The following is a 22,868-nucleotide window of genomic DNA, read 5'->3' as shown; positions in this document are numbered from 1 at the left end:
GCGGTGCAGCAAGATTGCTGTCTAGAATGGGATTTTCCCTGCAACACCCATAACTGACAACGAAAGGGCTGCGCAATGACCCGCAATGTCATACCGTTCGAAGCGCTGCGTATGACGGACGTCCACGAGGTTGGGGGCAAGAATGCCTCGTTGGGCGAGATGATCAGCCAGCTTGCTGCATCGCATGTTCGAGTTCCCGGCGGTTTCGCCACCACGGCAGCGGCGTACCGCGAGTTTCTCGCACACAACGGCCTTGCGGCGCGCATCAATGCGTTGCTGGACGGCCTTGACGTCGACGACGTCGATGCTCTGGTCCGCGCGGGGGCGCAGATCCGGGGCTGGATCGTCGAGACTCCCTTCCCGGCCACGCTGGAAGCCGAGATCAAGACGCACTACGAACGCCTCGCGAGTGAAGGGGAGGGGTCGTTCGCAGTGCGTTCTTCGGCAACGGCGGAGGATTTGCCCGATGCGTCTTTCGCGGGGCAACAGGAATCCTTCCTGAACGTTCACGGCTACGAGAACATTCTCCATGCGATCAAGGAAGTGTTCGCGTCACTGTACAACGATCGCGCGATCGCCTATCGCGTCCACAAAGGTTTCGTGCACGCAGATGTCGCACTCTCGGCCGGTGTGCAGCGCATGGTGCGCTCCGATCTCGGCGCTTCGGGCGTGATGTTCACACTGGATACCGAATCGGGTTTCAAGGATGCGGTGTTCATCACCGCGGCTTACGGCCTGGGAGAGACCGTTGTGCAGGGCGCGGTCAATCCGGACGAGTTCTACGTCCATAAGCCGATGCTTGAAGCCGGCAAGCCCGCAATCGTGCGGCGTAATCTGGGCTCCAAGCTGATCAAGATGGTGTTCACCGATTCGCGCGCCGCTGGCCGCTCTACGCGTACCGAAGACGTGGCAGAGCAAGATCGCAACCGCTTTTCGATCACCGATGCCGATGTGCTGGAGCTCGCACGCTACGCCGCGATCATCGAGAAGCACTACGAGCGCCCGATGGACATCGAATGGGGCAAGGACGGTGTCGACGGCAATCTCTACATCCTGCAAGCGCGACCCGAGACGGTGAAATCGCAGACCTCTGGTCACGTGATGGAGAAGTACCGCATCAAGCAGCACGGCAAGGTTGTGTGCACCGGGCGAGCGATCGGGCAGAAGATCGGTGCGGGTGTTGTGCGCATCGTCTCCGACGCGTCGCAGATGAACCGTGTGCAGGCGGGTGACATCCTGGTGACCGACATGACTGACCCCAACTGGGAACCGGTCATGAAGCGCGCGTCAGCAATCGTGACCAATCGGGGCGGGCGCACCTGTCACGCCGCGATCATCGCGCGGGAGCTGGGTATTCCGGCGATTGTTGGTTGTGGCGATGCGACCGAGGTTCTCACCGAAGGTGAGTCCGCCACGGTGTCGTGTGCTGAGGGCGATACGGGTTACGTGTATCGCGGACGGCTGGAGTTCGAAGTCGTCACACGGGATACCGGGCATCTGCCCGAGATCCCGGTCAAAATCATGATGAACGTGGGCAACCCCGAACTCGCGTTCGAGTTTGCGCAGATTCCCAACGCTGGCGTGGGCCTGGCGCGGCTTGAGTTCGTCATCAACAACATGATCGGCATCCATCCGAAGGCCGTGCTGGATGTCGCTCAGGTGCCTGCCAATCTGCGCGATGAGATTCATCGGCGAGCCCGAGGTTATGCAACACCGCGCCAGTTCTTCATCGAGAAGTTGGTCGAGGGCGTAGCGACGATTGCCGCGGCGTTCTGGCCGAAGCCGGTGATCGTGCGGCTGTCCGACTTCAAGTCGAACGAGTATCGCAAACTGCTGGGTGGCGACATCTACGAACCGGAAGAGGAGAACCCGATGCTCGGCTTCCGTGGCGCGTCGCGTTACATCGCGAATTCGTATCGCGAATGCTTCGAGCTTGAGTGCATCGCGATGCGTCGGGTTCGCGACGAGCTGGGGCTGACCAACGTGCAGTTGATGGTGCCTTTCGTTCGCACTGTTGCCGAGGCAAAAGGTGTGGTCGATCTGCTTGCCGAGAATGGACTGCGTCGCGGCGAGAACGAACTCAAGCTCGTGATGATGTGCGAGATCCCGTCGAATGCGTTGCTTGCCGAGGATTTCCTCGCGCACTTCGACGGTTTCTCGATCGGCTCGAACGATCTGACCCAGCTTACGCTCGGCCTGGATCGCGATTCAGGTCTCGTGGCGCACGCCTTCGACGAACGTGACGCGGCCGTCAAAGCGCTGCTCAAGATGGCCATCAATACAGCCAATCGACTCGGCAAATATGTCGGCATTTGTGGCCAGGGACCATCGGATCATGCGGATTTCGCCGAGTGGCTGATGGATGAGGGCATCCAGTCCATCTCGCTGAACCCCGATACGGTGCTGGATACCTGGTTGCAGCTTGCCGAGCATCGCAAGCACTGACTTGCTGGGTGAAAGCAAAAACGGCGGGGAGTCCCGCCGTTTTTTATGCGCGCTTGTCGCGAACAAGGCGTTGTTTTTCGCGCTCCCAGTCGCGTTCCTTTTCGGACTCGCGCTTGTCGAACATCTTCTTGCCTTTGCCAAGACCGATCGCCATCTTGATGCGGCCCTTCGTGAAGTGCAGATCCAGCGGCACGAGGGCATAGCCGGCCCGTTCGGTCTTGCCGATCAGGCGTGAAATCTCGGCTTCGTGCAGCAGCAGCTTTCGTGTGCGTACCGGGTCCGGCTTGATATGCGTCGACGCAGACTGCAACGGGCTGATATGCATGCCGATCACGAAGATCTCAGCATCCCGGACGATCACGTACGCTTCCTTGATCTGCACGCGCCCAGCACGAATCGCCTTCACCTCCCACCCCTCGAGCGCCATGCCAGCCTCGAAGCGGTCCTCGATGAAGTAGTCGTGTGTGGCCTTGCGGTTATCGATGATGCTCATGTGCGTGCCGGATGCCTGTTACGGTGTGACCCGTTAAAATGGCAGATTCTACCAACACGGCAATCGCGTCGCCCTGCTCATGGCGGAAGTCCGCAAACTTGTTCTGATCGAATTCACCCCGTCGCAGATGTTCGATCTGGTCGACGGGGTCGAAGCCTACCCGCAGTTTCTCCCGTGGTGCAGCGGCGCGGAGGTGCTGGGGCGTAGTGAGGAGCAGACGTCCGCGCGTTTGCATGTGAACTACCACGGCATCAAAACGGATTTCGCAACCGAAAACGCCAAGGACTTTCCGCGCAGGATGGATATCCGCCTCGTTGAGGGGCCGTTTCATCACCTGGAAGGCGACTGGGTCTTTACGCCGCTGGGCGATACCGCCTGCAAGATCGAGTTTCGCCTGATCTATGAGTTCTCGAACAAGCTGATCGAGAAGGCGGTGGGGCCCGTTTTTCATCACATTGCGAACACCTTTGTCGATGCATTCGTCAAACGCGCCGAACAGGTGCTGAACAAGGATGGCCGTGACTGACTCGATTCATGTTGAAGTGCTTTACGCGCATACACACAAGGCTGACCTCGTTCGCGTTAATCTTCCGCAGGGCAGCACGCTGCAACAGGCGCTGGAGGCCTCGGGGCTGCTGCAAAAGCATCCTGAAATTGACCTCTCTGCGAATAAGGTCGGTGTGTTCGGCAAGTTGTGCAAAGCCGACACGGTGCTGCGCGATCGGGACCGCGTCGAGGTCTACCGGCCGCTAATTGCTGACCCGAAAGAGGTCCGCCGAAAGCGCGCGGAAGATGGCAAGGCGATGAAGAAGGGCGGCGGCGATGCCTGAATGCAAAACGGGGCCTGACGGCCCCGTTTCAGTGGTGTTCAGAAGGTATCAACGGCACTCTTTGTCGAGCCGCGCTCTCATCGTCGAGAGTTCGGCGGCGATCTGGTCGTCGCTCAGGAACACGCGTTCGCCCCCTTCCTGCGTCGCGATGCGGCCGCCTTGCTCGAAGAGCACAATCCGGTTGCGCAGGTTGTTGCACGCTTCGTCCTTGCCCGCTTTGCGCGCAACCTGATCGGCGTTTTTCTTGCTCGCCTCGTTTTGTTTCGCCTGGCGTTCCTTGAATTCGCGATCGGCCTTCGACAGATCGGCGGAGGGCGTGCTGGTTGAGGCAGGCGCTTCCGACCGGATCAGCTTGGCATCAACGTCCGACGGCGGCTTGTCTGAATAATGCACCTGGCCGTTCTTGTCTTTCCATGTGTAAACGTCGCTCGCAAACACGTTGCCTTGAGCGATGAGGGCTACGAACAGCGCGATAGTCAGGTGCTTCATGCAAGAGCTCCGGGAAACCGTTGATTTGCCGGCAAATACGGCATCCCGGTATAATACGTATTTGCCCGAAAGGATGACAGCCATGCGACTCGTCAGGAAAGCGCTGACGTTCGACGACGTCCTTCTCGTCCCCGCACACTCCACGGTTCTTCCCCGCGACGTCAGCCTTGCTACGCAACTGACCCGCAGCATCCGCCTGAACATCCCGCTCGTGTCCGCAGCCATGGACACGGTTACCGAAGCGCGCCTTGCGATTGCCCTCGCACAGGAAGGTGGCATCGGTATTGTTCACAAGAACCTGAGCCCGCGCGATCAGGCCGGAGAAGTAGCCAAGGTCAAGCGTTTTGAGTCCGGCGTACTCAAGGATCCGATTACCGTTCCGCCGACGATGAGCGTGCGCGAGGTGATCGCCGTCACTCGCCAGCACCGCATCTCTGGATTGCCGGTGGTCGAAGGCAAGCACGTGGTCGGCATCGTGACCAACCGCGATCTGCGTTTCGAGATGCAGTACGACCAGCCCGTGTCGGCGATCATGACGCCGCGCGAGCGCCTGGTTTCGGTCAAGGAAGGTGCTTCGGTTGAAGAGGCGAAGGCGCTGATGCACAAGCATCGCCTTGAGCGGGTGCTGGTGCTGAACGACGCTGGTGAGCTGTGCGGCCTTATGACCGTGAAGGACATCTTGAAGTCGACCGAGCATCCGCTCGCCGCCAAGGACAACTTTGGCCGCCTGTTGGTGGGTGCTGCCATCGGCGTTGGCGCTGGCACTGAGGAGCGCGCAGAGTTGCTGGTGGAGGCTGGCGTCGACGTGGTCATTGTCGATACGGCGCACGGCCACTCGCAGGGCGTGCTCGAACGTGTCAACTGGGTCAAGAAGAACTTCCCGAACGTGCAGGTCATCGGCGGCAACATCGCCACTGGCGATGCGGCGCGCGCGCTGGTTGATAACGGCGCGGACGGTGTGAAGGTCGGTATCGGCCCAGGCTCGATCTGCACGACGCGGATCGTCGCTGGCGTGGGTGTTCCGCAGATCACGGCGGTTGATAACGTATCCAGCGCGTTGGCAGGCACGGGCGTGCCGCTGATCGCCGACGGCGGCATCCGCTTCTCGGGCGATATTTCCAAGGCAATTGCAGCGGGTGCTTCGTGCGTCATGCTCGGTGGCCTGTTCGCAGGTACCGAAGAGGCGCCGGGCGAGACGGTGCTTTACCAAGGGCGTTCGTACAAGAGCTACCGTGGCATGGGCTCCCTGGGCGCGATGCAGCAGGGTTCCAGCGATCGTTACTTCCAGGACAACGAAGGCAACGCCGACAAGCTGGTGCCGGAAGGCATCGAGGGTCGGGTTCCGTACAAGGGTGCCGTGACCGCGGTGATCCACCAGCTCATGGGCGGTTTGCGTTCGTCGATGGGCTATGTGGGCTGCGCGTCGATTGCCGACATGCATCAACGTGCTGAGTTTGTCGAAATCACTTCGGCGGGCATGCGCGAATCGCATGTTCACGATGTGCAGATTACGAAAGAAGCGCCGAACTACCATATCGACTGAGTTCCGTCGATGAAGTGTACGCACGAGGGGTAAGGCGAGAGCCTTGCCCCTTGCGCATTCAAGTGCAGTACCCAACTCCGAAGCCCGCCATGCACGACAAGATCCTGATTCTCGATTTCGGCTCCCAGGTCACACAACTCATCGCACGGCGCGTGCGTGAGGCGAACGTCTATTGCGAAATCCACCCCTGCGATGTTTCCGATGACTTCGTGCGTGGCTTTGGCGCCAAGGGCGTAATCTTGTCCGGCAGCCATATGTCCGCTTACGAAGAGGCCAACGACAAGGCGCCGTCAGCGGTGTTCGAACTCGGCGTGCCCGTCTTCGGCATTTGCTACGGCATGCAGACGATGGCCCAACAACTGGGTGGCAAGGTGGAGCCGGGTACGGTTCGCGAATTCGGTTATGCAGAGGTTCGCGCACACGGCCATACCAAGCTGCTCGACGGTATCGAGGATTTCCGCACTGTTGAAGGCCACGGCATGCTCAAAGTGTGGATGAGTCATGGCGACAAGGTTACCGAGTTGCCGCCGGGCTTCAAGTTGATGGCGTCCACGCCGTCCTGCCCAGTGGCTGCGATGGCGGACGAAGATCGTCGCTTCTACGCAGTGCAGTTCCATCCAGAGGTCACGCACACGCTGCAAGGTGCCGAGATCATCAACCGTTTCGTGCGCGAAATCTGTGGCGCGAAAGCGGACTGGATCATGAGCGACTACATCGCCGAAGCGGTGGAAAAGATCCGCGCGCAGGTCGGCGATGAAGAAGTGATCCTGGGGCTCTCGGGCGGCGTGGATTCCTCCGTGGCTGCAGCATTGTTGCACCGCGCGATCGGCGACCAGCTGACCTGTGTGTTCGTTGATCACGGCCTGCTGCGACTCAATGAAGCCGAGATGGTGATGGACATGTTTGCGCGCAACATGGGCGTGAAGGTGATCCATGTCGATGCGACGGCTCAGTTTATGGGCAAGCTGGCTGGCGTGACCGATCCCGAAGCGAAGCGCAAGATCATCGGCAAGGAGTTCGTCGAAGTCTTCCAGAGCGAATCGGCAAAACTTTCGAACGCGAAATGGCTGGCGCAGGGCACGATCTACCCGGACGTGGTGGAGTCTGGCGGCGCGAAGTCGAAGAAAGCGACGACGATCAAGAGCCACCACAACGTTGGCGGCTTGCCGGATACGCTGCACCTGAAGCTTCTGGAACCGCTGCGCGAGCTGTTCAAGGATGAAGTGCGTGCGCTCGGTATCGCGCTCGGTTTGCCGCATAACATGGTTTATCGTCACCCGTTCCCTGGCCCTGGTTTGGGCGTGCGGATCCTCGGCGAAGTAAAGAAAGACTACGCGGATTTGCTGCGCCGGGCCGACGCGATCTTCATCGAAGAGTTGCACAAGACGGTCGACGAGAACTCGGGCAAGACCTGGTACGAGCTGACCAGTCAGGCCTTCGCGGTCTTCCTGCCGGTCAAGAGCGTGGGCGTGATGGGTGACGGCCGGACCTACGACTACGTCGTCGCGCTGCGCGCAGTTCAGACTCATGACTTCATGACGGCGCACTGGGCGCATCTGCCGTATGAGCTGCTCGGCCGCGTGTCGAACCGCATCATCAACGAAGTGCGTGGCATCAATCGTGTGGTCTATGATGTCTCCGGAAAGCCGCCGGCGACGATTGAGTGGGAATGATAGTTGGTTGCTTCATGCCGTCTCAGGGTGTATCGAAATGCGCTGAACGGCCTTGTCTAGAAAGGGCTCCTTGTCTCATGACGTCTCAGCCAAGCGCGCTGTAGCTCACTTGTTTTGTCGGTATGAGCGACGGGCTTTGAGCGTGGCTTCGAATTATTTGGATTTTTGACCGTCAGGATGGTGTGACGGTAAACTGTCTGAGAAGCCATAGCCGCCGAAGGGAAGCAGCCGTGTTGACAGACAAAGTGCTGAGGAACCTGAAACCCAGGGAGAAGGCGTTCAAGGTTGCCGACCGAGATGGCATGTACGTGAACGTGTCACCCGCTGGCACGCTAACGTTTCGCTACGACTATCGGTTAAATGGCCGTCGTGAGACTCTAACAATCGGTCGATACGACACCTCCCTTGAACGGACCCGAGAACCGTCCAGACTGGCGTTTGGTATGTCGTTGTCACTTGTCGAGGCCCGCACATTGCTGGCACAGGCGCGGCACAGTGTTGAAGTAGGGGTCTCGCCGTCGCGAGCGAAGGTCGAGAAGCGTGCTGATGCCATCACCGCCCTGACTTTCGGGGGTTGGGCGCAAAAGTACTTCGCGTTTAAGGCCGACCCTAAGAGTGGCAACGAGCGGCTAGCAGACAGTACCCTAGCGATGCGGAAATCGATCTATATCCGCGCGTTGGAGGCAAAACTAGGCAAACTCAAGCTTGAGGAAATCACATCGGCGCGGCTGAAGGCCCTTTGTGATGACCTCAAGGAGAGCAGGGGGCCCGCCGTTGCTGTCCAGGCGCGTGAGTTGGTGCTGAACGTGTTTCGGCACGCCCAGGATTGTGGCGTTGACACGGCGAACCCCGCTGAAGCCGTTCGGCCCAAGTCCATCGCAACGTTCAAACCGCGCGACCGCGCACTTAAGCCTGAAGAAATCACAAAGTTTTTGGACGCCCTTGGACGCGTGGCGACGACTCCTACGCTGCGCTTGGCGCTGAAATTCGTGCTGCTGACTGGCGTGCGCAAGGGCGAATTCATTGGCGCGACCTGGGACGAAATTGACTTCGAGGGCGCGCGTTGGGTGGTTCCGGCGACACGCATGAAGGCCGGTCGAGAGCACATCGTCTATCTCTCCGAGCAAGCCTTGGACATCTTGGTTGCGTTACGTTCGTGTTTCGGTGCCAGCCGTTACCTGCATCCAGGCCGCTACGATAGCGACGCGCCAATCTCCAACGCGACACTAAATCGGGTGATCGACGCTGCTGTTGCCCAAGTGAGGAAGGTCGATCCGGATTTCGAGTCATTCAGCGTACATGACCTGCGCCGCACGTACTCCACCGCGTTGCACCGCGCCAAGTTTGACGATCGTTGGATTGAGTTGTCTCTGGCGCACACCCCAAGCAATGTAATTGCGGCTACCTACAATACGGCACGGTACACGGCGGAGCGCCGTGTAATGATGCAGTGCTGGGCAGACATGATCGACTGTTGGACCCGGGGAGAGTCAGCGCGGGAGGTGATCATCGATGCCAAGCGGCGAGCCGCAGAAGTTCCGGATCTAGAAGTGGACGAGGATCTTTAGGCTGGCTGCCTGACCAAGAAACCCTGTCCTGCGACCCTGAAGCGATTGCCTGCCGATCAACACCCTGCTGTGACAGGGCGCCAATCCCGATCTGCCTAAATTAGTCGAGGTCCTCGCCGACTTCAGTCTTGCAAAGGCCTAGGATAAGGGGAGCAATGGCCACCCTGAAATTCCCTCGCGACTGGTCGGTTTTGCCATATCAGGGTGAATGGCGTCATCCTAACCTTAGCCACAACCCTCTGACTGCTTGAAAGTCCCCTGGGCGGATACTGCACATTCCGGCGAAACCGGCCACCCATTCCGGTGCAAACCCGCCGGTTGTTCTGGCTGAAAACAGCCACCTGTTCTGGTTGAAGCCAGACCACCGGATTCGGCGCTGGCTCGAGACAGGCGTCCGGCAGTTCCCGGCCAGGAGCGGAAGCTCCTCTTCGCCCGGACGCCGACCGCCAATAGGGCCCCTCCACCCCGCAACCTGCCGTTGGGCCGAATCACGTAACTCGGCCTTAGCCGACATTCAGGTAATCGTGTTCCGTCAGCACGCGAACTTCGGCTTTGAAATGCCATGGCTGCAAGTGTCCAACGCAAAGCGGACGTTCAAACCTGTCACAGCAACAAAGCGTTTGCAGTCCTTCGCAGTGGACGTCCGACTTCACGGTCACGGCGCCACTTCGGTCACTGAGACTCTATGGCATCGAGCCGATCTCGGGAGTCGCAGGCGGCCACCTCCACTATCATTCAGTGGATTGGGCGCGTGTTTTCCGCCTGCTCGGCGGCCTCGGCGAGCGTTTCAGCAATGCTGGCGTGACGTCTCGCCGCTGCGGCGGCAAGAGCATTGAGACCATCCGCGTTGGCTGCATCATGTTGTGCACCGTGTGCGAGCAATAGCACCACAATGGTCGGAAAGCCTTTCCATGCAGCGACCATCAGGACCCGCTCACCGTCCCGGCTCTCGAAATTGGGATCGGCTCCGAAGCGCAGCAGGAACGCTACAGCAACTTCTTGACCGTTGAGGACTGCCCAGAACAACGTCGTCCAGCCGTTCGGCAAACGCCGATCCACCTGCGCGCCAGCTCGAACCAGAAGTTCGGCAATGTCGAGACGGCCTTTGTCGACAGCCCGAAACAGCAACGGAAAGCCATCACAGTCGACGTCGTCGGGTTGCCATCCACTAGCCAACAAAGCCTGCATAAATGCTTCAGGCGGCTCTCGATTGAGTGCGTTGATCAATACTTCCGGCATTGATTCGTTTTTCCGCATTGACATTTCACCACCCGTCGTTCAGGAGAACGCCCTGGGGCAGTCGCTCGCAAAGCGCAAAGCTCATGTGGTCGATTATGCTGAAGTGACGTCTATGAGCTCTCGCCGGGCACAGCTCCATTTCCCACGCAGGCTCCGTATTTCGTTCCAGCACGGCGTTGGCAATGCAACGGCAACGGCAACGGCAACGGCAACGAACAGGAGCTTTGATCTTTTTCATGCTGACCGTTGTGCTCTTCGCAACACGCGCGGCAACCTCCAACCCCGCCCTTGGCGGCGCGTTCGGATATGGGTTCTGCCCGATAACTGCCCATCAGTTTCATCTCAGAACGTTGGTTCTGCTTCAACCGATGGCGCACTGGCCGCGCCCTCAGGAACAGGACTACGACGGACCGCAATGGCGCGGCCCGTCTTTCCGTCAAGGTCTGTGGATCAGTCCGAATCAGCAGTGATACGCCGTGGAACGGCGGAGCAGGCACTGTCGTCGAAGCTGACCCGATCGCCCACTGTTGCCTGTTGCCCGCTGCTCGACGCGAAAACCCGAGTCCGATACCCCACCGGCGAGCGGTACATCACCACATAGCCGCGCTGCTGATCGAACTCGGCGCTTGGTTGCGCGCAGCGATCCGGACGCGTCGGCTGCAGTTCGGCGAGCAGACCGACCGCGACAACATTGCCAGTTCGTACGCGCGCCGAATCCCTCTCGCCAGCACCACTCGAGGTCGAGCACGCGGCGAGCCAAGACAGCATGAGTGCGGCCAGCCACAGCCGACCTCGCCTCGCCACGCGACGAGGCCGATTCCCGACGCCCGGACGGATCATTCGATAGGCTCCGCCGTGAGCACGTCAAGGACATAGACCCACCCGCAACAGCCTCCGCCGGTGCGTGCCGTCGTCTTGATCAGGTCGACCAGTTCAGCGACGTCGGCGTCGTCGCACACGAACTCCAGCTTGTATTCGTCGATCACAGCGTCACCCAGATCCAGCGAGTAGTGCTGCTCCTGCTGGTCAAGCGCCTTCAGCGAGCCCTTCACGACGTAGGCCGTCAGGTTGTGTCGGTGGGCGCCCTCGCGACCCTTGAAAGGATTTGACTCCTTGAGCGCCTGCATCACGTCGGCGATGCGGCTGCGATGCACGTAGGCCTTGATTTCCTTCATGTCAGGCTCCTTCCTTGGCGAGGTCGAGCGCGGCCACGCGGCGCGCCTCGGCGCGCTGTTCGGACCATTCATAGAGCAGCGGCAGCAGCAACAGCGTCAGCGCCGTTGAGGTGAAAAGCCCCCCGACGACTACCGTCGCCAGCGGGCGCTGGGTTTCGGCGCCCACGCCGGTGGACAGCAGCATCGGTACGAGACCCAGGATGGCCACGGTGGCCGTCATGAGCACCGGGCGCAGGCGCAAGGCGGCCCCCTCGCGAACCGCGTCGCGGATGCTGCGGCCGCGTTGTCGCAGATCATTGAGGAAGGACACCATCACGATGCCGTTAAGCATCGCCACGCCGAACACGGCGATAAAGCCGATCGCCGAGGGCACCGACAGGTACTGCCCGGTCACAAAGAGGCTGACGACGCCGCCGATAATGGCGAAGGGCACGTTGGCGATGATCAGGGTCGCGTGCCTCACCGAATTGAAGGCGGTGTAGAGCAGCAGGAAGATCAGCCCGATTGTCAGCGGCACGATCATTCCCAACCGCGCCATCGCACGTTGCTGGTTCTCGAAGGCCCCGCCCCACTCGACCCAATACCCCGCCGGCAACTTCACCTGCTCGCGCAAGCGTGCATCGGCCTCTTTCACGAAGCTGTCGACATCGCGCCCTTTCACGTCCATCTGCAGCACGGCGTAGCGCTGCAGCGCCTCGCGGCGCACGAATGAGTAACCCTCGTCGAGTTCAATTTTCGCCACAGAGCCGAAAGGCACCAGAACGCCTTCTCGCGTACGCAGCGGAATCGCCGCAATCTGAGCTGGGTTGGCGCGGTAGTTCTCAGCCAGGCGTACGGCGATGTCGAAACGCTTGGTGCCGTCGATCAGCGTGGAGACGGCGCTGCCACCGATGCCGGACTGCACGATCTCCAACACCTCGTCCGCGTTGACGCCAAAGCGCGCTGCGGCTTCGCGATCCACCTTGATGACGAGTTGCGGTTTGCCCTTGTTGGCTTCCGCCGAGAGGTCCGCCACGCCCGGCACTTTGTCGAGCACCGCCTTCACCTGCCCGCTGAGGCGGTCGAGCGTCGCGAGGTCCTCGCCATAGAGCTTCAGCGCAAGCGTGGCGCGCACCCCGGAGATCAACTCCTCAACACGCATCTGGATAGGCTGCGTCGCGCCGAATACCGCTGTCGGCACGGTTTCCTCCAGCACCGCCTGCATGTCGGCCGAAAGCTTCGCGTAGGAGACCTTCGCGGGCCACTCGGCCTCGGGCTTCATGTCGAGCAGCACTTCCATGTAGTTCACGTCGGAGGTCTCACCCTTCTCGGCACGGCCGATCGTGGCGAGCACCGAGCGCACCTGCGGGAAGCGCTGGCGCAGCGTCGTATCCACCACATTGGAGACGCGGATCGACTCATCGAGCGAGGTCGAGGGGATGCCGGTGATGCGGAACATGATCGTGCCCTCCTGCAGCGTGGGCATGAACTCCTTGCCCAGCAGCGGGAAGAGCGCGAGCGAGCCGACCAGCAAGGCCACCGCCCCCGCCATCACCTGCTTCTTGTGCCCAAGCGCCCAGTCGAGCAGCGGCAGATAGGCCGCCTTCGCCTGACGCACCACGAAGGTGTCCTTCTCCTCCTTGGGCTTGAGGATCAGCGCGGCGAGCACCGGCACCAGGGTCAGCGAGAGGATCAGCGAACCCGCCATCGCGAAGGTGATCGTCAGTGCCATCGGCTTGAAGAGCTTGCCTTCGAGACCAGTGAGCGAGAACAGCGGCATGAACACGACGATGATGATCAGGATCGCGAACGCGATCGGGTTCGCCACCTCGCGAGCGGCCTCGAGGATCAGGTGCGTCTTGTTGATCGGTTGGCCCGACTCCTTCGCATGTGCGAGCAGCCGGAACGCGTTCTCGACCATCACCACCGCGCCGTCGACCATCATGCCGATGCCGATCGCAAGCCCCGCGAGTGACATCAGGTTCGCCGACATGCCGACCTGATTCATCATCAGGAAGGCCATCAGCATCGCCAGCGGCAGCGTGACGATCACGACGACCGCCGAGCGCACTTCTCCGAGGAACAGGAACAGCACGATGGCGACGAGAAGGGAGCCTTCGACCAGCGCGCTCTCCGCCGTCTTCAGGGCCTTCTCGACGATGTCGGTACGGTCGTAGATCGGCTTCAGACTCACGCCCTCTGGCAGGGCGGCCTGCGCGGTGGCGAGCTTGGCCTTCACCGCGTCGACCACGCTCTTCGCGTTCTCGCCGACGCGCGAGAGCGCCATGCCCAGCACCGCCTCCTTACCGTCGCGCGTCACCGCGCCGAAGCGCAGGGCGGGCGCCTCGGTCACCGTCGCCACGTCGCGCACGTAGATCGGCGTGCCGTCGCGCTCGGCGAGCACGATGGAGCCGATGTCACGCGTGTTCGACACGAGGCCGAGCCCGCGCACCAAGTACTGCTCACGGCCGATGTTCAGATACTGCCCGCCGACCTGCTTGTTGTTGGCGGTGAGCTGCTCCATTACCTCCTTGAAGCCCAGTTCGTACTTGATGAGCTTCGCCGGGTCGATCTGCACCTGGTACTGCTTCTCTTCGCCACCCCAGGAGATCACGTCATCCACACCCGGCGCAGTACGCAGGATCAACCGCACCGTCCAGTCGTGCAGGGTGCGCAGATCCATCGCCGAGAGTTTCTTGTCGGCCGACTCCACGGTGTACCAGAACACCTGGCCGAGACCGGAGCTGTTCGGCCCCAGCACGGGTTCGCCGTAGCCTTGCGGCAGGCGCCCTTTCGCCTCTTGCAGCTTCTCGCCAACGAGCCGGCGTGCGAAGTAGATGTCGACGTTGTCCTTGAAATAGACACCGACATACGAGAGGCCGAACAGCGACACCGAGCGCACTTCCTCGACCCCGGCGAGCCCTGCCATGGCCCCTTCGATCGGCGTCGTCAGCAGTTTCTCGACGTCTTCGGCCGCGAGTCCCGGCGACTCGGTGTAGATGTTGACCTGCACCGGAGTGACATCCGGGAAAGCGTCGACCGGCACGTTGCGAAAAGCCTGCACCCCCAGGCCGACGATGACCGCGAAGGCCACCAGCACCAGCACCTTGTACCGCAGCGCGGTATCCACGATTGCATTGAGCATCATCGTTCTCCTTCGCTCAATCGCTACCGATCTGCGACTTCAATAGGCGCGCCTTCAAGGCATACGCTCCCGCCACGACCAGTCTTTCACCGGCCGCAACCCCCGAACGCACCACGGAGCGGCCGCCGTGCTTCTCGCTAAGCTCGACCGCGCGAGGAGCAAAGCCGTCGGCCTCCGCAACGAAGACCGTCGGCTGCCCCTGCAGCAGCACGATCGCGTCGTCCGGTACGGCAAGGCGTTCGGTCGCCGGCGCGTCGCCCGCCTCGATGCGCGCCTTCGCGAACATCTCGGGCTTCAGGCGGCCATCCTTGTTCGCGAGTTCGATCCGCGCGGGCACGGTGCGCGAAGCCTTGTCGAGCATGCCCGCCACGTAGGTGACCTTGCCCTCGAAGACCTCGCCTGGATACGCGTCGACACTGACGCTCGCCTTTGCGCCGGAACGCACGCGCGCCAGCATGGCCTCGGTCAGGTTCGCTTCGATCCACACGGTGGATAGGTCCGCCACCGCGAACATCGGCTCCGAAGGCGTCGCGAGCTCGCCGACCGTTGCCTTGCGAGCCACCACCGTGCCAGCAAACGGCGCGGTGATGCTCAGCCGAGCGCCTCCGCGCCCGGCCTCGGACGGGTTCGCGCCCAGCACCCGAACACGCTCTTCCGCCGCGCGCAATTCGGCGGCGGTCTTCTCGTACTCGGCGCGGGCACGCAGATAGTCCTTCTGCGCGATGATCTCGTCGGCGTGCAGCGCCTCGGCACGCTTGAAGTCCGCTTCGGCGATGCGCGCGGATGCGCGCGCCGCACTCAGGGTTGCGTTGGCCTCGCCCAGTGCCACGCTCTCGACCACGGCCAGGAGCTGGCCGGCGCGCACCTGTGCGCCAATCGGTGCAGCCACGCTGACGACACGGCCTTCCACGGGGGCGCCTACGCGAGCAAAGCGATCTGCATTGGGCTGGATGGTTGCAGTCACTTCCACTACGTCCGTCAATGCTGTGGCCTGTAGCACTTCGACCTTGAGGCCGCTACGCGCGAGTTCGTCCTTCCCTAAGCTGAGCAGGCCACCCTTCTGCGCCGCAGGTGTTTCAGCCTGAGCCCCCTTGTCGGTGGCCTCGGGCGCTTCGGTCTTGGCGCCACAACCAACCAGCAGGGTCAACGCCACGGCGCTTGCGACCAGGCTTAGGCGTAGCGCTGAGCGCGGGTAGTCGAGGTTTGGGTTCATGGTCATTTTCCTTGTTCGGGGGCCAGCGGCAGGCCGGCGGCCTGCGTCAGTGCGAGGCGCGTGTTCTGGAATTCGAGTTGGGCATCGATCAGGTCGCGGCGGGCGTCGAGCGCCTGCCTGCTGACGACGATGTGTTCGAGCAGGCCGATCTGGCCCGCACGCCTGGACTTCTCGGAGAGCTGGGCATTGCTCGCGAGGGTAGGCGCGACCACGCCCTGAAGGCGCTGCACGCGGCGCTGCAGGCTCTGCAGCCGCGCATGCAGGCTGCGCAGGTTCGCCTCGCCATCGCGCAGGCCGCTCTCGCGCTCAATCTGTGCCTGCGTCAGCGCTGCGCTGGCTTCACCGACGCCGGTGGCGTTGCGCTTGAAAAGCGGCAGCGGTACGGACAGCGACAGCGTCGTCAGGCGCTCACGCGCATCGGTCGCCCCCTCACGCCCAACGCTCAGGCCCAGTGTGAGATCCGGCATGCGGCTCGCACGCTCCAGCCCCAGCCGTGCTCGCGCACCGTCCTCCTGCGCCGCCAGCGCGCGCTGGCGCGGCTGCGTCGGTAGTGCCGAGAGCAGCGGCGCCAACGCAGGCAAGGCTTGCTCCAGCGCGGTCGCGAGGTCGGCTGACACCTCCGGTTGCGCGCCGGCCGGCAACTGCAGCGCGGCAGCCAAGTCGTTGCGCGCGGCTATCAACTGCTCGCGGGTGGCGTCGAGCTGGCTGCGCGCCCGCTCGGCCTCCACCGCGGCGACGTTCGCATCGAGCCTGGTGTCTTCTCCCGCCTCGCGGCGCTTGGATACCGCGCTCGCGGTCTGCTCGAACAGTGCCTGCGCTGCCTCCTCGACGCCGACCCGTTGCTGAAGCGCCTGAACCCGGTAGAACTGCTGCGCGACGATGACCTGAAGCTCGCGCCGCTGGGTTTCCAGTTGGGCCGCCTGCGCGCTGATCGCTGCATCGGCGGCGGACACCCGGTAACCACGTTGTCCGCCGATCTCCAGCGTTTGCGAAAGACCCGCGGACCACTCCTTGCGGCGCTCGTCTGGCGCCCCGCTCAGGGGCACGTCGCGCCGGGTGCCTTCCCAGCTGATCTGGGGGTTGCTGAAGAAGAGCGCACGCGCGTCCTGCGCCAGGCCCTCCAAGGCCGCCTGTTGCGCGGCCTTGCGCCGCAGCGCAGGATTGGCCTGCTCGGCCAGCCGCCAGGCTTCTTCGAGCGTCAGCGCGCGCAGTGCCTGCCCCGCGACCGGTGGTTCGGTGTTCTGGGCGAAGCTCGCCCCGGTTGTCGCAGCCCATAGCGTGGCCGCGACCAATAGCTTGAATCGCATCGGATTCTCCTGAGTACGACGAAATGACGTGGGAGATCCGGCGAGCGCAATGCCGCGACCGACAGGCTTGGCGCCTGACGTTCAGCTCACGAAGGGAAACGCGAAGAGATCGGCTCGCCGGGAATCAGGCGAGCGCACGATCCGGCCGTTCAGGCCCTGCGGGGATATGCGAGAGATCGCTACGGTGGTAGTTGAACTGCGGCGGGCCGTCGGCCGGCACGAGGCCCACGACGAGGCTGGACGCCAGCGAGGGAGAGCTCAGGTGACAGGTCGCGCAGTCGAAGTCCCCGATGCTGTTGGTCTTGGCGCTTCCGTTGCCATCGGTGCCGCGCTCGCCCTGCCCCGGCTGATGCTTGTGCTGGTGATGCCCAAAATGCTTGGCTGCCGGGTCTGCCTCGTGTCCGCAATAGCTCGCCGCCGCACCCCAGACAGCCTGGAGCGGCAGAAACACGAGCAGCAGGACGAAGACGAGGCGTCGCATAGTGTTCAGATGGAAGATCTACTGACAGAAGGTCTGTATTGGCAGCCCTGAGCGCTCGGCAAATCTCTCGAGACTACTAGCCTCTTTTCGGATTTGCTCGCCGTTCAAGCTGCATACGTAGCCGCCATTAGAAACCCTGAAGTGGGTGTAGAGTCAAGCGGCTCTCGTGAAGATCTTGCGTCAATCTTTCTGCCAAGCAGACTTGGACGGATCAGTTTCGCTGGCACAACCAAGAGTAAGCACTTTTGGGGCCTCCACCGTCATTGTTTGCGTTGGGATCCCCGCACCGCAGTCATGCGTGAGTCTAGCGCCCTGACGCCGGTTGGCATTGCGTCCAGCGCATCAATGTGGACTTTGCGCCGAGAAAGCTGGCCGTCCCATACACACCCCAATTCGAACCATCGCTATCCCAAATGGGTGTGCTTTTCTTTCCGGGTCTCTGGCTCCATCAAAGCGAGTCCTTTCAAGATGCCACACGCTTCCACCGGCTGCTCGTGCTGGCAGCGACGACGAAGTTCATCGAGCTGCGACTTGAGCTGTGTCAGCTCCGCGATTCGGGTGTTGACGTGGGCGATGTGTTCGTCCAGCAAATGGTTAACGCCGTGGCAATCACTGGCGGGCTGCTCCGCGAGGACAAGGAGTGCGCGAATTTCGTCGTGCGCCATGTCGAGGGCACGACAGTTACGGATGAAGCGCAGTCGCTCCAGGTGGCTTGCGCCATAGCTTCGGTAGTTTGCAGAAGTTCGCGCGGGCGCCGCTAACAACCCCTCGCGTTCGTAGTAGCGGACGGTCTCTACCGTACATTGCGCCGCTAAGGCGAGCTCGCCGATTTTCATGGAATTCCTCCAACGCGCTTGACCCTACAGTAGCTATAGGGTTTTCAATGCGAAGCATACGACGAAAATCGGAGGCTCGCCATGACAAGCTGTTGTGACCATCAGAAGAAACCTGGGCGTGATGCTCAGCAAGAGGATTCCCCGGACCAAAGACCAATCGAGGCCCCCCCCCACGACCATATCGACGCTTCATGTTGTGCGCAGGCGCCGGTCGCGGCGGCTCGCCTAGATACGTCAGAAGTGGAAGCGGAGACTGTTCGAACGTCAATGCGCATCACGCAGATGGATTGTCCAACGGAGGAAGCGCTAATCCGCAAGAGGCTGGACGGCATGGCGGGGATCAAAGCCATCGAATTCAATCTGATGCAGCAGGCGCTAACGGTCGTGCATGCCCCGAACGCGCTAGACCGGATTCTCGAAGCCTTGCGCTCACTCGGTTTCGAGCCCGAACTGCCCGACACTCGCGGTCAGCTCGGTCCCACGACGGAACGCCGGCAGCAATGGTGGCCCTTGGCTCTGGCGGGTGTTGGCGCAATCGTCTCGGAGGCAACGAGCTGGATTGGCTTACCTACCTGGGTGTCTGCGGTACTCGCCATATTGGCCGTGGCGTCATGCGGGCTGACAACCTACAAGAAGGGCTGGGTGGCGATCCGCAACCGCAATCTGAACATCAATGCACTCATGAGCATCGCGGTGACGGGGGCAATGGCGATTGGTCAATGGCCAGAGGCTGCAATGGTGATGGTGCTATTCACCGTGGCGGAATTGATTGAGACGAAATCCCTTGATCGTGCGCGCAACGCCATCGAAGGACTGATGAAACTGGCTCCTGAGACAGCTACGGTTCAGCAAGGGGATGGCTCCTGGGCAGACATCGAGGCCAACATCGTGCCGATAGGAAGTCTGGTTCGCGTTAGGCCCGGTGAGCGCATCGGACTAGACGGTGAGATAGTCCGCGGCTCGTCGAGCGTGAATCAAGCGCCAATCACAGGCGAGAGCATGCCAGTGGACAAGAACCTCGGCGACACAGTCTTCGCGGGCACGATCAACGAGTCTGGCTCCTTCGAATATCGGGTCACCGCGGTGGCTAACAATACGACCCTCGCACGCATCATCCACACAGTCGAGGAGGCTCAGGGTGCAAAGGCGCCAACGCAGCGTTTCGTCGACCAATTTGCGCGCGTCTATACGCCGATTGTGTTCGCGATCGCGCTGGCTGTAGCCCTGGTGCCACCGCTGTTCCTCGCTGGCGGCTGGCAGGATTGGATTTATCGAGCGCTGGTCCTGTTGGTGATCGCATGTCCGTGTGCGCTGGTGATCTCGACGCCTGTTACGGTCGTCAGTGGCTTAGCCGCGGCGGCTCGGCGCGGCATTCTGATCAAGGGAGGCGTCTACTTGGAGGAGGGCCGCAAACTGCGTTGGCTTGCGCTCGACAAGACCGGGACCATCACCCATGGCAAACCCCAGCAGACCGATTTTGAACTGCTGGCCGACATGGATGAAAAGCGTTGCCGCCATTTGGTGGTCAGCCTTGCCAGTCGTTCCGACCACCCGGTATCGCAAGCCATTGCGCGGGCGAACGGCGACGATACGGGGACATTGGATCAAGTTGATGAGCTCGAAGCGCTTGCAGGTCGCGGCGTGCGAGGCGTGATTGGTGGTAAGCCATATTGGTTGGGTAACCATCGCCTCGTTCATGAACTCAACCGCTGCTCCCCTAAGCTCGAAACACGCCTTGATCAACTGGAGCGCCAAGGAAAAACAGCGGTGCTGTTGTTCGATGAACAGCAGGTGCTGGCGCTGTTCGCGGTTGCGGATACGGTGAAAGATAGCAGTCGGGCCGCCATTGCCGAGCTGCACCGACTTGGTGTCAGGACCGTAATGTTAACTGGCGACAACCCGCACACCGCCGAAGCCATCGCGCAGGAAGTCGGCATCGACGAAGCGCGCGGCAACCTGTTGCCCGAGGACAAACTGCAAGTCGTGGAAGGATTCGCCACCGAAGGAACTGTAGGCATGGTCGGTGACGGTATCAACGACGCTCCAGCACTTGCCCGCGCAAATATCGGTTTCGCCATGGGTGCGATGGGGACCGATACGGCAATCGAGACAGCAGATGTCGCCTTGATGGACGACGATTTGCGCAAGATTCCTGCGTTCGTCCGTCTATCACGAGCCACGCGCTCGGTACTGGTCCAAAACATTAGTTTGTCATTAGGGATCAAAGCCGTGTTCCTGGTGCTCACCTTGGTCGGTTTCGGCACCATGTGGATGGCGGTGTTCGCTGATGTTGGCGCGAGCCTGCTGGTCGTAGGCAACGGATTAAGGCTGTTGCGAAAGTAAACACCCTATGGATCCGACATCGCAGTGCTTGCAGTTGGCGGCACCCAACCCATTCGGCGGCAGCTGGAGCAAACAGGAGATCAAAGATGAGTATCTTTGACAGGTTATTTGGCGGTCACCACGGCGGAGGCCACTACAGTGGTGGTCACCACGGCGGTGGTCATCGAGACAACTACGGCGGTGGGAACAACAGCGACAGGTCGCAGCCGCCAAGCGTGAACAGCGGCATCGCCTGCCCGAACTGCAACGCATTGAACTCCCAAGGCGCAAAGTTCTGTCAGCAGTGCGGCGCCTCTCTCATCCCCTCCGGGTGCAAGCAATGCGGTACGTCTCTCCCGCCGGGCGCGAAGTTCTGCAGTCGGTGCGGAACAGCCGCTTGATTTCCGGCCTCGGTATCGAATCGAGCCGAGAGCCCGAAGTCGCATCAGTCGAACGAGGGCCGCCGGGTAGTCCTTGCGTGCGTGAAACCCAGTAGATGGCTGCCTCTTACGAAACGGAAGACCTGCAGTGGTTCGGCAGTGCCACTTCATCGAGCACGGAAGAGATCATTCGGCGCCCTGCATTTGGCGCATCGACTGAACGACTCAGCGGTCATTCGGAGGGGCGTTCCTCGAATGACCGGACTTGGGCTCTGCCGCCGCTTGCGTGTTGCTGAACAATGTCTGCTACCAGCCTTCACTGACTGCTTGTGTCGTCGTTGCCAGCGGCTGCTTCTGGCCGGACGCCGATGCGCGCCTAGTGCTCGTTAGCTGACGTTCGCTATCAATTTGCCTCGGAGCTCACCGACAGTTAAGGCCGAGCACCAGTAGCCCGCGTCAGGTCATGAATGACCGCTGCACCCAGTTCCCCGCCTCTGGCAGCACAACAGGTCGAATGTCTCCAGTGGGCTGCGGGTTGCCATTCGCGTTCGTGACCGCACGGGATGGAGGACGGCCGTCGCCAGTTCCATGGTTTGAGCCAGAACAGCTGGCTTAGTTTGAACCAGAACAGGTGGCGGGTTTCAACCAGAACGGCCGGCTGGTTTCACCGGAATACGCAGATACATCTCGGTTCATGCGCACCGTGTTTGCGCTGGCCTTCGCTTAGCGCAATGTCCACGTGCTCCGCGGTCAGAGGCACTGAACCGTTTGGGGGCAATGTGACCGTTATTGCTCTAGGCTCCGCAGGTCCCCGGCCGCCTCGCGGATAACCCTTGCGCTGAGCCGTCGGGATCCTCCGATTTTGACTGAGTGCAGTTTTCCTTGCTTGAGTGCTCGATAGATAGATGCGCGCGAGCGGCATAGCAGTGTGCAAGCATCAGATATGCTGAGCAACGCGGTGTCGGGCAGATCATCAAAACGCAGCACAGCTTGGCTGAGCCTTGTTACTCGCGGCATTGAGTGCCTCCAGAAAGAATAGGTTCGATTGTATTCAGCAGTTTTTTTGCAGCTGGACGCGACTGGCGGGAGCCGCGTTGCCGATAGCCGGTCGGTTCAAGTGACCATCATGCTGACTCAATTTGAACTGTCCGTCATCTCTGGGAGATGCAAGTAAAATCAATGCTTTATGGTGTATGTACTATATGAATAACCATGTCGTGGAGGTCGCGTTAAGTAGTGTCGTCGTGCGGCGCGGAGAACGCTGTGGAGGTGCCAGTGATAGCTGCTGCGCGATGCCGGTGACCCCTTTTCTAATCTGTTAACAATTGATAAATGTTTCGATTGGTTGCAGCCGAAGCTGTGGCGCGCGCGCGCGCAATTGCCGGCAGCGCTTCTACGAAGCTAATGTCATGTTAATGCTCGCAAAGCCAGTCTCGTGCAGGCGTACCTGCGACAATGAGTGGCTCATGCCGCCGTAAACTTCCCCGTCACCGCGCGCTCGTGTCTTCGTTGCCCGCCATGCTTTTCGCTCCGCACTGCGCCGACGTTTCCCCCCGTGCGCTTGGAGGCGAGGTCGCTCGGTTCTTGCGCCACCGCGCCGGGAATCGGGGTGGGCGTTTCCCGGCGCGGTGGCGGTTTTGGTGCCCGACATGCTTTCCGCGCCGCACCACGCCGAAGCTCCAGCCTATGCGTTGGGGCGAGGTCGCTCGCATCTAGCGCCACCGCGCCGGGAATCGGAGGGGGTTCGTTT

The 22,868-nt window shown here is 61.3% G+C and carries 19 protein-coding genes; 8 read left to right on the top strand and 11 right to left on the bottom strand.

The genetic code is table 11. The annotated features are described in order from the left end of the window. The first annotated feature begins 75 nt into the window (after nt 1-75). The gene (ppsA, locus tag ACE3P0_RS16530; RefSeq protein ID WP_374403829.1) at nt 76-2,445 is read left to right on the top strand and encodes a phosphoenolpyruvate synthase; all 2,370 of its coding nucleotides are present in this window, start codon (nt 76-78) and stop codon (nt 2,443-2,445) included. A 43-nt stretch (nt 2,446-2,488) separates the two neighbouring features. Here the strand turns inward: ppsA and smpB are convergent, their stop codons facing one another. Continuing rightward, on the bottom strand, nt 2,489-2,938 hold the full coding sequence (gene smpB / locus ACE3P0_RS16525) for an SsrA-binding protein SmpB (RefSeq protein WP_374403828.1): 450 nt from the start codon (nt 2,936-2,938) through the stop codon (nt 2,489-2,491). A gap of 79 nt (nt 2,939-3,017) precedes the next feature. Between smpB and ACE3P0_RS16520 the strand changes: the two genes are divergently transcribed. Both ACE3P0_RS16520 and ACE3P0_RS16515 read left to right on the top strand, forming a co-directional pair. Then, entirely contained in the window at nt 3,018-3,464 is a 447-nt protein-coding gene (locus ACE3P0_RS16520; protein WP_374403826.1) for a type II toxin-antitoxin system RatA family toxin, read from the top strand. Next, nucleotides 3,457-3,768: an RnfH family protein gene (locus ACE3P0_RS16515; RefSeq protein WP_374403855.1), complete on the top strand. Its 312-nt coding sequence runs from the start codon at nt 3,457-3,459 to the stop codon at nt 3,766-3,768. The genes ACE3P0_RS16520 and ACE3P0_RS16515 overlap by 8 nt, the downstream gene beginning before the upstream one ends. A 48-nt stretch (nt 3,769-3,816) precedes the next feature. Here ACE3P0_RS16515 and ACE3P0_RS16510 read toward each other — a convergent pair whose 3' ends face one another. Beyond that, nucleotides 3,817-4,341: a DUF4124 domain-containing protein gene (locus tag ACE3P0_RS16510; protein ID WP_374403825.1), complete on the bottom strand. Its 525-nt coding sequence runs from the start codon at nt 4,339-4,341 to the stop codon at nt 3,817-3,819. On the opposite strand from ACE3P0_RS16510, the gene guaB reads away from it, so the two are divergent. The 3 genes from guaB (at nt 4,340) to ACE3P0_RS16495 (ending at nt 9,041) form a co-directional block, all read left to right on the top strand. After that, nucleotides 4,340-5,800 (top strand): IMP dehydrogenase, encoded by a 1,461-nt coding sequence (gene guaB, locus ACE3P0_RS16505; protein WP_374403824.1) that lies wholly within the window; start codon nt 4,340-4,342, stop codon nt 5,798-5,800. The two genes, ACE3P0_RS16510 and guaB, sit on opposite strands and share 2 nt — an antisense overlap. A gap of 89 nt (nt 5,801-5,889) precedes the next feature. Continuing rightward, complete coding sequence (gene guaA, locus ACE3P0_RS16500; RefSeq protein ID WP_374403823.1) at nt 5,890-7,473, top strand: glutamine-hydrolyzing GMP synthase; 1,584 nt, start codon at nt 5,890-5,892, stop codon at nt 7,471-7,473. A 230-nt stretch (nt 7,474-7,703) separates the two neighbouring features. Then, nucleotides 7,704-9,041 (top strand): tyrosine-type recombinase/integrase, encoded by a 1,338-nt coding sequence (locus tag ACE3P0_RS16495; protein ID WP_374403822.1) that lies wholly within the window; start codon nt 7,704-7,706, stop codon nt 9,039-9,041. A 735-nt stretch (nt 9,042-9,776) separates the two neighbouring features. On the opposite strand, the gene ACE3P0_RS16490 is transcribed toward ACE3P0_RS16495, so the two are convergent. The 8 genes from ACE3P0_RS16490 to cadR all read right to left on the bottom strand — a co-directional run bounded on the left by ACE3P0_RS16490 (nt 9,777) and on the right by cadR (nt 18,416). Beyond that, nucleotides 9,777-10,298, bottom strand: coding sequence for an ankyrin repeat domain-containing protein (locus ACE3P0_RS16490; protein ID WP_374403821.1), 522 nt, complete (start codon nt 10,296-10,298; stop codon nt 9,777-9,779). A gap of 432 nt (nt 10,299-10,730) precedes the next feature. Beyond that, the gene (locus ACE3P0_RS16485; RefSeq protein WP_374403820.1) at nt 10,731-11,048 is read right to left on the bottom strand and encodes a hypothetical protein; all 318 of its coding nucleotides are present in this window, start codon (nt 11,046-11,048) and stop codon (nt 10,731-10,733) included. Between the two features lie 68 nt (nt 11,049-11,116). Then, on the bottom strand, nt 11,117-11,455 hold the full coding sequence (locus ACE3P0_RS16480; protein WP_374403819.1) for a P-II family nitrogen regulator: 339 nt from the start codon (nt 11,453-11,455) through the stop codon (nt 11,117-11,119). Nucleotide 11,456: 1 nt separating this feature from the next. Further along, on the bottom strand, nt 11,457-14,582 hold the full coding sequence (locus ACE3P0_RS16475; protein ID WP_374403818.1) for an efflux RND transporter permease subunit: 3,126 nt from the start codon (nt 14,580-14,582) through the stop codon (nt 11,457-11,459). 13 nt (nt 14,583-14,595) lie between these two features. Next, nucleotides 14,596-15,792 (bottom strand): efflux RND transporter periplasmic adaptor subunit, encoded by a 1,197-nt coding sequence (locus ACE3P0_RS16470; protein ID WP_374403817.1) that lies wholly within the window; start codon nt 15,790-15,792, stop codon nt 14,596-14,598. A gap of 2 nt (nt 15,793-15,794) precedes the next feature. After that, nucleotides 15,795-17,099, bottom strand: a complete 1,305-nt coding sequence (locus ACE3P0_RS16465; RefSeq protein ID WP_374403816.1) for a TolC family protein — start codon at nt 17,097-17,099, stop codon at nt 15,795-15,797. Between the two features lie 124 nt (nt 17,100-17,223). Beyond that, the gene (locus ACE3P0_RS16460; RefSeq protein WP_374403815.1) at nt 17,224-17,580 is read right to left on the bottom strand and encodes a hypothetical protein; all 357 of its coding nucleotides are present in this window, start codon (nt 17,578-17,580) and stop codon (nt 17,224-17,226) included. A gap of 404 nt (nt 17,581-17,984) precedes the next feature. Then, a complete protein-coding gene (gene cadR, locus ACE3P0_RS16455; RefSeq protein WP_374403814.1) occupies nt 17,985-18,416 on the bottom strand; it encodes a Cd(II)/Pb(II)-responsive transcriptional regulator in 432 nt (143 codons plus the stop codon). Nucleotides 18,417-18,683: 267 nt separating this feature from the next. On the opposite strand from cadR, the gene ACE3P0_RS16450 reads away from it, so the two are divergent. Both ACE3P0_RS16450 and ACE3P0_RS16445 read left to right on the top strand, forming a co-directional pair. Beyond that, nucleotides 18,684-20,759 carry a heavy metal translocating P-type ATPase gene (locus ACE3P0_RS16450; RefSeq protein ID WP_374403813.1) on the top strand — a complete coding sequence of 692 codons (2,076 nt, stop codon included), beginning with the start codon at nt 18,684-18,686 and terminating at the stop codon, nt 20,757-20,759. An 86-nt stretch (nt 20,760-20,845) separates the two neighbouring features. Next, nucleotides 20,846-21,139 carry a zinc-ribbon domain-containing protein gene (locus ACE3P0_RS16445; RefSeq protein WP_374403812.1) on the top strand — a complete coding sequence of 98 codons (294 nt, stop codon included), beginning with the start codon at nt 20,846-20,848 and terminating at the stop codon, nt 21,137-21,139. Nucleotides 21,140-21,904: 765 nt separating this feature from the next. Here ACE3P0_RS16445 and ACE3P0_RS16440 read toward each other — a convergent pair. Then, nucleotides 21,905-22,135 (bottom strand): helix-turn-helix domain-containing protein, encoded by a 231-nt coding sequence (locus tag ACE3P0_RS16440; RefSeq protein ID WP_374403811.1) that lies wholly within the window; start codon nt 22,133-22,135, stop codon nt 21,905-21,907. Nucleotides 22,136-22,868: the final 733 nt, after the last annotated feature.

It is taken from the genome of Niveibacterium sp. (genome assembly GCF_041909475.1).
Taxonomy (GTDB): Bacteria; Pseudomonadota; Gammaproteobacteria; order Burkholderiales; family Rhodocyclaceae; genus Niveibacterium.
The sequence above is the reverse complement of the archived record's forward strand: the minus strand, read 5'-3'. Positions and strand labels throughout refer to the sequence as shown.